The sequence below is a fragment of the Rhodococcus erythropolis R138 genome (genome assembly GCF_000696675.2).
GTDB classification, from domain to species: domain Bacteria; phylum Actinomycetota; class Actinomycetes; order Mycobacteriales; family Mycobacteriaceae; genus Rhodococcus_F; species Rhodococcus_F erythropolis.
Genome location: NZ_CP007255.1, coordinates 1,799,756 through 1,811,465 on the forward strand (window position 1 = coordinate 1,799,756; position 11,710 = coordinate 1,811,465).

At 60.8% G+C, this 11,710-nt stretch carries 11 protein-coding genes; 9 read left to right on the forward strand and 2 right to left on the reverse strand.

Annotation, left to right across the window (positions count from 1 at the left end; all coding sequences use genetic code 11):
* Positions 1-58: 58 nt before the first annotated feature.
* From H351_RS08425 to H351_RS08450, 6 genes are all read left to right on the forward strand, one after another.
* Complete coding sequence (locus H351_RS08425; RefSeq protein ID WP_021345469.1) at positions 59-508, forward strand: nuclear transport factor 2 family protein; 450 nt, start codon at positions 59-61, stop codon at positions 506-508.
* 49 nt (positions 509-557) lie between these two features.
* Entirely contained in the window at positions 558-1,394 is an 837-nt protein-coding gene (locus H351_RS08430) for an SDR family NAD(P)-dependent oxidoreductase (protein ID WP_029256189.1), read from the forward strand.
* Positions 1,387-2,169: an SDR family NAD(P)-dependent oxidoreductase gene (locus H351_RS08435; protein ID WP_020909036.1), complete on the forward strand. Its 783-nt coding sequence runs from the start codon at positions 1,387-1,389 to the stop codon at positions 2,167-2,169. Before H351_RS08430 ends, H351_RS08435 begins: the two co-directional genes overlap by 8 nt.
* Positions 2,166-3,623 (forward strand): FAD-dependent oxidoreductase, encoded by a 1,458-nt coding sequence (locus tag H351_RS08440; protein ID WP_020909035.1) that lies wholly within the window; start codon positions 2,166-2,168, stop codon positions 3,621-3,623. Before H351_RS08435 ends, H351_RS08440 begins: the two co-directional genes overlap by 4 nt.
* A 76-nt stretch (positions 3,624-3,699) precedes the next feature.
* Positions 3,700-5,013 (forward strand): MFS transporter, encoded by a 1,314-nt coding sequence (locus tag H351_RS08445; RefSeq protein WP_007731424.1) that lies wholly within the window; start codon positions 3,700-3,702, stop codon positions 5,011-5,013.
* Positions 5,014-5,040: 27 nt separating this feature from the next.
* On the forward strand, positions 5,041-5,529 hold the full coding sequence (locus H351_RS08450; RefSeq protein WP_029256188.1) for a nuclear transport factor 2 family protein: 489 nt from the start codon (positions 5,041-5,043) through the stop codon (positions 5,527-5,529).
* A gap of 69 nt (positions 5,530-5,598) precedes the next feature.
* On the opposite strand, the gene H351_RS08455 is transcribed toward H351_RS08450, so the two are convergent.
* Entirely contained in the window at positions 5,599-7,239 is a 1,641-nt protein-coding gene (locus tag H351_RS08455; protein WP_029256187.1) for an ABC-F family ATP-binding cassette domain-containing protein, read from the reverse strand.
* A 242-nt stretch (positions 7,240-7,481) separates the two neighbouring features.
* Positions 7,482-8,039, reverse strand: a complete 558-nt coding sequence (locus H351_RS08460; protein WP_003940110.1) for a TetR/AcrR family transcriptional regulator — start codon at positions 8,037-8,039, stop codon at positions 7,482-7,484.
* Positions 8,040-8,090: 51 nt separating this feature from the next.
* Here H351_RS08460 and H351_RS08465 point away from each other — a divergent pair, with 51 nt between their 5' ends.
* The 3 genes from H351_RS08465 to H351_RS08475 all read left to right on the forward strand — a co-directional run bounded on the left by H351_RS08465 (position 8,091) and on the right by H351_RS08475 (position 11,709).
* Positions 8,091-9,050, forward strand: coding sequence for a DMT family transporter (locus H351_RS08465; RefSeq protein ID WP_029256186.1), 960 nt, complete (start codon positions 8,091-8,093; stop codon positions 9,048-9,050).
* The gene (locus tag H351_RS08470) at positions 9,047-10,642 is read left to right on the forward strand and encodes an amidohydrolase (protein ID WP_029256185.1); all 1,596 of its coding nucleotides are present in this window, start codon (positions 9,047-9,049) and stop codon (positions 10,640-10,642) included. Before H351_RS08465 ends, H351_RS08470 begins: the two co-directional genes overlap by 4 nt.
* 515 nt (positions 10,643-11,157) lie before the next feature.
* Positions 11,158-11,709, forward strand: coding sequence for an alternate-type signal peptide domain-containing protein (locus H351_RS08475; protein WP_024488239.1), 552 nt, complete (start codon positions 11,158-11,160; stop codon positions 11,707-11,709).
* Position 11,710: the final 1 nt, after the last annotated feature.

Below are 11,710 nucleotides of genomic sequence, written 5' to 3' on the forward strand. Positions count from 1 at the left end.
TTACGGAGCTGCACAACCTTCGGGTGGATGCAGCGCAGCGTGTTCGGAGAGAACCTTCATGAGCAACTATCGCGTCGTGGCAACGGAGGATGTTGTCGCAATCCAACAGCTGTACGGCCACCAGAGTCATTGCATAGACTCTGGGCGCCAGCAGGATTGGGCGCAGACATTCACGGCCAACGGTGAATTTCATTCACCCAGTTATCCGGAACCCGTGGTCGGTTTCGGCGACCTTGCAGCGTTTGCTGCTCGCTTTTACGCTGCTGCGGAAGCCGTCGACGAGGTGCATCGGCACGTTCTGACCAATCTCGTAGTCGAGGCGGTGGACGAGAGTGCTCTCGCAGTGCGCGGGTACCTGCAGATAGTTGCCACCGCTCGCGGCGGCGAATCGCGACTGGTGCGGATGACGACTGTCGATGACCGCGTGGTTCGGGTCGGTGAGGAATGGAAGATCGCCCGCCGCACCGTCTCCCGAGACGACGCACCTCGAGTGTCCGAACAAGGCTGAAGTACCGAAAAGTTTCTTGCACAACAATATTCAGTAGGAGAAGTACATCATGACCGAAAGCTCTGACCAGACGAACCCGGGCCGCACCGTTGTGACGCAGATGTCGGCGGTGTACCCGGAGTTGGCAGGCAAGGTCGCAGTGGTGACCGGCGCGGCTCAGGGTATGGGTGCGACCTTCGCCGAAGGGCTGGCAACACGCGGCGTACATGTCGTCGGCGCCGACATCAACGAAGAGCAGATGCTCGCCACGGCCGCACGAATCAATACGGACCTGGAATCGAATGCACTGGCGGACAAGCCGGGTCGCGTCGTCGGAGCTCGGGTCGACGTCACCAAGCCGGACGAGCACGAACTGCTTGTGCAGTTGGCGTTGAAGGAGTTCGGCCGGGTCGATTTCTGGATCAACAATGCGGGTATCTTCCCGTTCGCGCTGGCCGAGGAGATTACCCCGGAGCAGATCGGCGCAACGCTGAGTGTCAATGTCGAAGGAGTGCTCTACGGTGCTCAGGCTGCGGCACGCCACCTCGGTCCCGGCGGCGCCATCGTCAACATGTCCTCGGTATCTGCGCTGCGTGTGCGGAAGGGGCGAGGCGCTTACTGCACGTCGAAAGCTGCCGTCGCGCACCTCACGGAGTCTCTCGCAGTGGAGTTCGGGGACAAGGGTATTCGGGTCAACTCCATTGCGCCCGGCTACATCGACACGGCGATGACGAAGTGGGTTCAAGAAGATCCGATCGCGCTCGCGAACGCACTCGACGCGGTGCCGCTGCATCGTCTGGGCTCGCCCGAAGAGGTCTTCGGCCCGCTGCTGTTCCTGCTCTCGGACAGCGCGCGCTACGTCACCGGGCACAGCATTGCGGTGGACGGTGGTTCGCGGCATGTCTGAGTCCACGAAATATCCCGGCGTCGTTCTCGTTACCGGCGGTGCTGCCGGGATGGGAGCGCATCACGCGCGCACTCTCGCCGCGCGCGGTTCGCATGTCTGCATTGCCGATGTTTCGGATTCATCCGGCGTGGTCGACGACATTGTCTCCGCCGGCGGATCGGCGTCCGCTCATCTTCTAGACGTCACCGATGCCGAGGCCTGGGACCGGGTTGTCGACGAAATTCGCACCACCCGTGGGGAACTCGGGGGACTGGTCAACAACGCCGGCATCTCGCGTCGGCTCGAATTCATGGACACCCCGAACGACATCTGGGAACTGACCATGAAGATCAACCTCTTCGGTCCGTTCTACGGTATGAAGGCGGTGGCGCCGCTGATGCGCGAGAGTGGTGGCGGATCGATCGTCAACATCTCGTCCATCGCCGGTCAGATCGGATACTTCTCTCCGGCTTACTCGTCGAGTAAGTGGGGTTTGACCGGTCTGTCGAAGTCGGCCGCGGGCAACTTCGCGCAGTGGGGGATTCGCGTCAACTCTGTGCACCCGGGACTGGTCGGTACGGCGCTGCTCGGCGGCGCAAACGACTTCGTCGCCGCGTCACTGAAGTCGGTTCCCTTCGGACGCATGGGAACTCTCGACGAGATCACCGAAGCAGTGCTGTTCCTGCTCTCGAACAGTTCGACCTACACCACCGGTACGGAGCTCACCGTCGACGGCGGGTTGGTGTCGAACGGTCTTTACCACCGCATCATCGCGGAGACTGGAGAACTTTCATGACCGAGCACTGGGACGTCGTTGTCATCGGTGGCGGCGGAGCAGGCCTCGCGGCTGCGGTGTCCGCGGCAGAAGAAGGTGCATCCGTTCTGCTGTTCGAGTCCGAAACCGAACTCGGTGGTTCCACTGCGCTCTCGGCCGGAATCTTCACGGCCGCCGGAACAAGCGTGCAGGCCGGACTCGGCGTCGACGACTCGGCGGAGAAGTTCTTCCAGCACTACATGGACCTCAACCAGTGGATGCTCTCACCCGGATTGATTCGTGCGTTCTGCGAAAACGCGGGTCCGACACTGGAATGGCTCATCGGACTCGGCGTCGAGATTCCGGCGGCGATCTCGGGTAACGCTCACCAACCGGGACTCGCCCAGGCCGGCGTCGAGGACGTCTGGCGCGGCCATGTGCCCAAGGATCAGGGATACGGACTGATTCAGGTGCTGGACAAGGCTCGTCGTAAGCACGGGATCGAGGTCATCTTCGGAACACGGGTGCAGAAGCTGATCGAGGAAGACGGTCGGGTTGTCGGTGTTGTCGCCGACGACATCGAGGTACATGCGGGCGCCGTCGTTGTTGCTTCCGGTGGATTCGCGCAAGATCCGGGCTTGGTGGCGCGCCACTTCCCGGACGCGAACAAGGCCGGAGACGCCTTGTTCGTCGTCGCAGCCGAGGGGAGTCGCGGAGACCATCTTCGTTTTGCCGAAAACCTCGGTGCTTCCGTGGCGGGCGACGGCTGGGGTCTGATGCTGCCCACGGTCTACTTCCAGCGATTCCATCACTGGCAGGCCGGTTTTCCGCCGAAGTCGCGGATCTACGTCAACCAGGACGGCCGTCGATTCATGGACGAGGACAGCTCGTACGCCGTCTCGACCGGCATCATCGACCATCAGGGTGGATACGGTTGGATGATCTTCGACGAGAACGCTCGCGTGAATCTGGCTCCGGGATATGCGGATTGGAATCCCGAACGCATCGAGGAAGAAGTTGCCGCCGGTGGCACGATTCGCGCGGATACGATCGAAGACCTCGCAGTGGCTACGGGTGTTCCGGTTGCGACGTTGACGCAAACCCTGCGTCGATGGAACGACCAACTGCCCAGCGGTCACGACGACGACTTCCTCCGTCATCGCACGCTGCGAAACAAGGGTGCCGTCGGCAACCCGGATCCTATTGCGACAGCACCGTTCTATGCCGCGAAAATCCTTCCGGCGGAGCTCGTATGCACGCATGCGGGAATGGAAATCAACACCGATGCGGCCGTGCTCGGCAGCACCGGAGTACCTATCGAGGGTCTGTACGCGGCCGGTGAGGCCGGCGCCGGAATCCTCGGACTGAGATACGTGGGCGGCGGCAATGCAGTTGCCAACGCTTTGACCATGGGCCGCGTAGCGGGACGTAATGCGGCGAATTACACCAGGACCAGCGCTGAGAGCGCACCGGTCCATTCCATCGCGCACTCCTGACGTCCGACGTCTGCGCGGCACCGAATCCAGTCAGTATCCAATCCAGGCAGGGAACAACATGTCAGAGAATGAGACCATGGCGAGAGCCGAATCCACCGAGGGCAGCAGCGTGGCAACCGAACGACAGTCGACGACGAAGGTAATTCGCGCGGCCATCGTCGGTACCGTCGTCGAGTACTACGACTTCGGTATCTACGGATACATGGCCACGACAATCGCCGCGCTGTTCTTCGTTTCCCACGACCCGAACGCAGCACTGCTCGGTACCTTTGCAGCATTTGCCGTGGCCTTCTTCCTACGCGTACCCGGCGGAATCTTCTTCGGCCACATCGGCGACAAGTACGGCCGAAAGAATGCTCTCTCCTGGACCATCCTTCTGATGGTTCTGGCGACAGCAGGCATGGGCTTGCTGCCGACGTACGCCACGTTGGGTGTGTGGGCCACGTCCATCCTCGTTCTGGCTCGTTGCCTGCAGGGCTTCGCGGCCGGCGGTGAACTCGGCGGTGCCAACGCTTTTGTCTCCGAGTCCGCTCCCAAGCGGTGGCGAGCGACGCAGACGTCGATGGTCAATACCGGCACCTACCTGGGTTCGCTGGCTGCTTCGCTCATGGCCCTCGGCCTGACGTCGGTATTCTCGCAAGAGCAGATCCTCGAGTGGGCTTGGCGTATCCCGTTCCTGCTCAGCCTGCTGATCGGCGGCATCGGTATCTGGATCCGTAGCCAGATGGAAGACACTCCTCAGTTCGAGGAGCTGCAGGACAAGGGTGAGACCAAGAAGCTTCCCATCCGTGAGCTGCTCAGTACCTCCGGCGGCAGCGTCGTCAAGATCATCCTGTTGGGCGCACTCATCACCGGTGGCTACTACATCGCCTCGGTGTATGCCGCGACGTACCTGCAGACCACCGGCGGTCACTCGTCGCGCGTTGCCTTCCTTTCCACCTCTCTTGCACTGGTTCTCGGCGTCATCACGTTGCCGATCTCGGGATACATGGCAGACAAGTACGGGCGTCGGCCGGTGCTGTTCGCTGGTAGTGCCGCCGCGGTGGTTCTCGGAATCCCGATGTTCATGATGATGGCCGGTTCTGGTATCTGGCAGGCGGTTGTCGGTCAGTCGGTGCTCTTCATCTGCGTTTCCGTTGTCAACGGTGCTTCGTACGTGACCTATGTCGAAATGCTGAAAGCATCTGTGCGGTACAGCGGTCTGGCCTTGGGCAACAACGTCACCAACATGTTCCTCGGTGGCACCGCGCCCTTCATCGCCACCTATCTCATCAGCTTGACCGGTAACTCTCTCGCCCCGGCCGGATACTTCGTGTTCTGTGCCGTGATCACCCTCGTCACGGTCTTCTTCATCAAGGAGACCAAGGGCGTTGAACTGCAGGTTGATTGATCACCTCGGGAGAACAGGAGACGTGTTGTGTCCCTCGCTGACAAGCAAGAAATCACCGAAGTTCTGTATCGCTACGCTCGGGCCGTCGATCGGAAAGATTTCGACAGCGTAGCTCTCTGCTACTTCGACGACGCGATAGACAACCACGGTGGTTACATCGGAACCGTCGACGGGCTCATCGAAGACATGAAGCTCAGGCACAAGACGATCGACTCTTCGATTCACTGCATTTCCAACATACTGATCGACGTCAACGGCGATGTCGCTCAGTGTGAGTCGTACTGTTTGTGTTTTCTGCGGCAGGAGCGTTCCGGTACGGATTCGGTGCAGACGCTTGCCACGATCAAGTGCCGTTACGTCGACAGGTTCGAAAGGCGCGGTGGTGAGTGGCGAATCGCCGATCGGATCGTCGTGTTCGACGAATCCCGTGAAGACATGATCGAGAACATCCTGCCCACTGACTGGGTGACGCAACGTCGATCCTTCGACGATCCGGTGTACACCAGGACGCCTTGACCAGTAGTGCAGACGAAAGGCCTTCACACACGATGTGTGTGAAGGCCTTTCGCCTGTTCGTTGGTCGTGTCAGCCCACTGCGTCCGGTGCGGCGACCTCGGTCAAACGGCCGTCCGAGAGCCTGAGCCAGCGTTCGACCTTGACCTCGGCCAGGAATCTCTCGTCGTGGCTAACCACCACGAACGCGCCCTGATATGCATTCAGGGCACTTTCGAGTTGAGCAACGCTCACCAAGTCGAGGTTGTTGGTCGGCTCGTCGAGAAGAAGCAATTGCGGGGCCGGATCGGCGAAGAGAACGCATGCCAAGGTAGCCCGCAGTCGTTCACCGCCCGAGAGTGCAGCGACGGGTAGGTGAGCACCCGCACCCCGAAAGAGGAAGCGCGCCAGGATGTTCATGCGTTCCGGTGCCGGAAGGCCTGGAGCAGACAATGCAAAGTTCTCGGCGACGGTGCGTGCGGGGTCGAGTAGGTCGAGCCTCTGCGACAGATATGCCACCCGGCCGTCGGCTCGCTTGACCTCACCGGAAGTCGGCGCAACATCCCCGTTGACGATGCGAAGTAGCGTCGACTTTCCGACGCCGTTCGGCCCGGTCAACGCGATACGCTCCGGTCCTCGAATGGCCAGGTCAATGCCGGGGTCGGCGAAGATCTCACGATCGCCGAACGCGAATTGCATTCGCTCACCAAGGAACACCATGCGTCCGGCGGGTACGTGAGTGCCTGGCAGTTCGAGCGAAATCGTCTGGTCGTCTCGAAGAGCGCGGCCCGCTCTGTCGAGTCGGTCCTTTGCCGCGTCGACCCGGGCGAGGTGTGTCTCGTTCGCCTTGCCGGCCGACTCCTGAGCATTGCGCTTCATGGTCCCCGCAAAGATCTTGGGCAAGCCCGCGTTCCCGAGATTGCGGGCAGCGTTACTTGCGCGTCGTGAAGCGCGTTCTCGGGCCTGCTGCAGTTCGCGCTTCTCGCGTTTGACGTCCTGCTCGGCGTTGCGGATGTTCTTCTCCGCCACCTCGCGAGCCGAGCGTGCCGCAGCTTCGTAGTCGGTGAAATTGCCACCGTAGAAGCTGATCTCGCCGCTGTGAAGTTCGGCGATGCGGTCCATGCGGTCGAGTAGTCCTCGATCATGGCTGACTACCAACAGACAGCCACTCCAGTCGTCGAGAACGTCGTAAAGTCTGCGGCGCGCGTCAAGGTCGAGATTGTTGGTGGGTTCGTCGAGGAGAAGGACATCGGGGCGTCGCAGGAGTTGAGCTACCAGTCCGAGCGAGACGACCTGCCCGCCGCTCAGAGTGTCGAGACGACGATCGAACGTCATGTCGGCCAAACCGAGTCGGCCGAGTTGGGCTCGGGTCCGCTCTTCGACGTCCCAGTCGGACCCGATTGTCGTGAAGTGTTCTTCTCGTGTGTCTCCGGATTCGACAGCGTCCAGCGCAGCGAGCGTCGGGGCGATGCCCAAGACCTCGGCAACGGTCAGATCGCCCGTCAGTGGAAGGTCTTGCGGAAGGTATCCGAGAACGCCGTCGACGGACACACTGCCGGCGCGTGGGCGGAGTTGACCGGCGATCAATCTGAGCAGAGTGCTTTTCCCGACGCCGTTCTGGGCAACCAGCCCGGTTCGGCCACCGGGCACGGTGAAGGACAATTCGTCGAAGACCGGAGTGTCGTCCGGCCAGGCAAAAGACAGATTCGAGCAAACGATGTAGGTATCGGACATGAATAGACCTCAGGTGTCGTGCGGGCGCGGCAACGCTGCTCCGCAAAAAGTCGGGTAAGTGAACGACAACATGGCCACTACGGCAGCGCTCCGAGGCGTCTGCCGGTGGCCGTCATGCCCGGTTTTATCCGGAGATGTCGAGTTCACCAACCATGTCTGATCCTTTTTGGTCTGTGTGGTTTCATCCGACGATAACAGGAGTCGGCTTCTACATACGAGCGTTGTCTACATGCGAGTGCCGTCTACATACGAGCAATACCGGCGCAGAGAAGTTCGACCAGTCTTCGGTAAACCCGATCCGGGTCGGTGCCGGCCGGTTGACCCTCTACCGATTCGAGGATGCAGAAACCGTGCAGCGCGCTACGAAGAGACCACGCCGCCTGCTCCGAATCATCCGGGCTCAGACCGTATCCCGCGATCACCTTGTTGATGACGTCTACCACCTCGCCGACGGCGGAGACCAGATCGGGATGCGGAGCAGTGGGGTAGCGGTCGGTGATGGCGTAGAGCCCGGGGTGCACCCGGACGAAGGCACGCCATGCGTCTGCGAGCGCCATGACGGCGTCGTCGCGCGAGAGACCAACCGCGGCGGCACGCAGTTGTTCGGCGAGAAGGTTGCGTGCGAGGAGGCTGAGTTGATGGTGGACGTCGTCGACCCCGTCGACGTGTTTGTACAGGGCTGACTGCCGGACGTCGAGGGTCTCGGCGAGTTGACTCAGTACCAGAGCGTCGGCGCCTTTGCTGTCGACCAGGTCGGCTGCGGCAGCGATCACGCGTTCACGGGTAACCGGAGTTCTCATGCACGCATCTTCCCTGTATGACAGGCTTTGCGTCGGTGATACATTATCACCATGAGTGATGAAGTATCGCCACGCGTGCCGTCCGGCGATCAACTACGCCGTCGTGACCTGCGCGTAGTCGTCACCGGTGCATGCATCCTCGGGTTGACCTCGGTGCTCTATGAACTCTCAGGAGTGTCTCCGTCGACGGGTGCCTTCTTTCGGTGTCTCTATGCGCTCATCCCTCTCGGCATACTCGTGCTCGTTCAGCGTCGTCGGTCATCCCGGTCTTCGATCTCGGCGCCCTGGATCGTTAAGTCTTTGCTTGCCGGCGCGTTCCTCGGAATCGATCTGGTGCTCTGGCACGAGTCGATTCATTCGATCGGGGCAGGTCTTTCGACTGTGATCCTGAATTTGCAAGTGCTGTTCGTCGCAATCCTCGGCTACGTTGTTCTGCGCCAACGGATCGGCCGGGAACTGGTCGCCAGCCTTCCGTTGCTCTTCGTCGGAGTTGCTCTGGTAGCCGGGACGAGCACAACGCTCACGGGGTCGAATCCTGCTGTCGGAGTGTCGTTTGCCGTGATCGCCGCAGGCGCCTACGCGGTCTACATCTTCCTGATGGGTCTGGCTACACGGGCGGCGGGTAGAACGGCTCTGCCGATGTTCGTCTCGACGGGAGCCACTGCCCTCACTGCAGGTGCATACGGCCTCGTGAGTGGAACTTTGGATCTGACGCCTTCGCTCGTAGCTCAAGGCTGGCTTGTCCTGCTCGCGTTGGTATCTCAGGTGATCGGGTGGCTCCTGGTGGCCAGCGCCAGTCAGCGTCTGCCTGCCAGTGCAGTCGCCGCCAGCCTGGTGTTGCAATCGGCGTCGGCACTGCTGTTCGGCGCGGTGATGCTTGCACAGACCCCAACTCTCGTCCAACTTGCAGGTGCCGGAATGATTTTGGCCGGAGTGGTTGTGGCGACGCGGATACCTGCGAAGAAGTCCTCGACGACTGTAGTCGGAAAACGAATGGAGACAAGCGTATGACACCGGTGGCTGACCACATCTACATCAACGGCGAGATCAGGACCATGGACGGTGCGGTCGGCGATAACGCCACCGCTGTGGCAGTCAAGGACGGCAGATTTGTCGCCCTCGGAACTGATGCCGAGATCTCGGCGCTGACCGATTCCGAAACCTCCGTTGTCGATCTCGCCGGAGCGGTGGTTGTTCCGGGGTTCATCGAGACGCACCTTCATCCGATGATGTGGGGTTTGATGCTCAGTGGGGTCGACGCAACGACGAGTGCGTGCCCGACCATCGAGCAGTTGATCACGGCGTTGGCCGCGCGGGCGGCGATCACACCAGTTGGCGAGCCCATAGAAGCGTGGGGCTTCGACGACAGCCTCGTGGCGGAGGATCGAGGTCTGACCGTAGCTGATCTGGACAAGGCATCCACTGAGCATCCGATTCTGGTGCGGCACTTGTCTGCTCACGGGATCTATGTCAACTCGGTCGCACTGGAGAAGGCCGGGATCGATGCCACCACGGTCGATCCGGAGGGTGGTGTCATCGTTCGGGACAGCGACGGTGTACCCACCGGTGAACTGTGCGAGGTTCCGGCAATGTCTCTGGTACACGGACTTGTTCCGGATATGAACCCGGATGCGTCCAAGATCGCGATGCTGCGGGCGCAGGAAGTCATGGCTTCGGTGGGCGTGACAAGTTTTCACGACATGTACGTCACAGCCGAGATGTACGAGGCGTACCGGCAACTCGACGCTGATGGTGAACTGCGTCTGCGTGCGCGCCTCTACCTCGGCCACGGGGTGCACGATCAATTGGGTGAACTCGCCGATTCGACAGACCGAGTTCGTGTGGGCGGCGTCAAACTCATTTCGGACGGGTCGATTCAGTTGCACACCGCTGCCCTGACCGAGCCGTACCACGATCTGGGCGGATGCCACTGCGGCGGAATGGCAATCCCGGCAGGCGCACTCGGGGCGCTCGTCGCGGAACATCACGCTGCCGGCCGACAGGTTGCGATCCATACCAACGGTGATCAAGCCATCGATTTTGCGCTGGATGCAATTGCAGCGGCACGGACGGCACACCCGGACGTCGAAGTTTCGCATCGACTCGAGCACGTTCAGACGTTGCGGGAAGATCAGATCGCGCGGATGGTCGAACTCGGGGTGGTGGCGTCGATCTTCGTGAACCACGTCTACTACTGGGGCGACCGGCACCGTGATCGGTTCCTCGGACCGGGTCGTGGCGAGCGGATCAGCCCCGTGGCGTCGGTCGTGGCGGCGGGGCTTGCCTACGCGCTGCATTGCGACTGCCCTGTCACTCCCGTGAACCCGCTCTTCACGATGAACACAGCCGTACACCGTGTGACGCGAGAAGGTCATGTTCTGGGTGCGGAGCAACGGGTTTCCGCGTCCGATGCGTTGGCCGGTTACACAAGCGCTGCCGCCCGTCTCACCGGTGAGTCATCGGACAAAGGTCGGATAGCGGTGGGACTTTTGGCGGATTTTGTTGTGCTCGACGGAGATCCGTTGCGGAGCGCTTCTCGGGAATTGAACGAACTGTCGGTCCTGCGCACGGTTGTCGGCGGTGAGACCGTCTTCGAGGCGTAGGGCCTCCGCCTTAGTTGTTGCTCGATTGTCGCTGCTTTCGAAGTAGCAGCAGTCGAACAATTTCCAAAACAAACCAAAAGTTTGTAGAACCTGTTTCAGTTCATTTTCGGACCCCAAGGACCATCTGGACGAAGGTTACTTCAGCAAACGGGTTGCAACAAAGCGCTAGGTTTTTCCAATAGTCCAGGTGAGAGGCGATTCTGTAGTCAAGTTCAGGTTTCAACAATCTTCTGGACATTCGACCAGCTTTTCGCCAAAAATTACTGATACGTGTGGTAAAAATCTAAACGACGCAAGCGGACGTCGACAGCACGAGAGAGGAATGGCCCGTTCGCGAGAACGGCTCGCAATCTTTCCGCAACACGCTCTCGCTCTGCACTTACCGCTACGACCCCTCACTGACCACGGATGAACGAAACCCTCTGCCCGTACCAGGGCGCACATGACTGGATCCGACCAGCTTTCTCACCCTGCAAGCTCCCCGCCACGGGGACCAGACGAAAAGAGTGTTCTCCATGAACAAGGCAACCAAGGGCGCAGTCGCGGCCGGTGCAGCAGCACTTCTCCTCGCCGGTGGCGCGGGAACCATGGCGGCGTGGAACGCAAACGCGCCTCTGAACGGCGGCACTATTTCTTCGGGCAAGCTGACGCTGACGACCGAAGGAACCCCGTCGTGGACGGTTTCGAACGCAGCTGTCAACGGTGGTACCGCGGCCCCCGTCACCATCAGCACATTCAAGGTTTCGCCTGGCGACGTCCTCACCTACTCCGGCTCCGTCAAGATCGGTGCTGTGGGCAACAATCTGAGCGCGACGCTCAAGGCGGATGCTTCGACGATCACGGGAACCGGCACGCTGAAGGCCGAGATGGCTCCGGTCACGACGGCGACGGTCGGAGCGACTCCGTTGCCGACGAACGGAACAGGCGTTGTCATCACTTCCGCGAACAACGACAACGTCGTCAGCGTGAATGTTGTCTTCGACTTCACGAAGGCTCCAGCAACCAACAGTTCGCAGGACAGCCAGGTCGATCTGACGAACTTCAACGTCACTCTCGATCAGGCCTAAG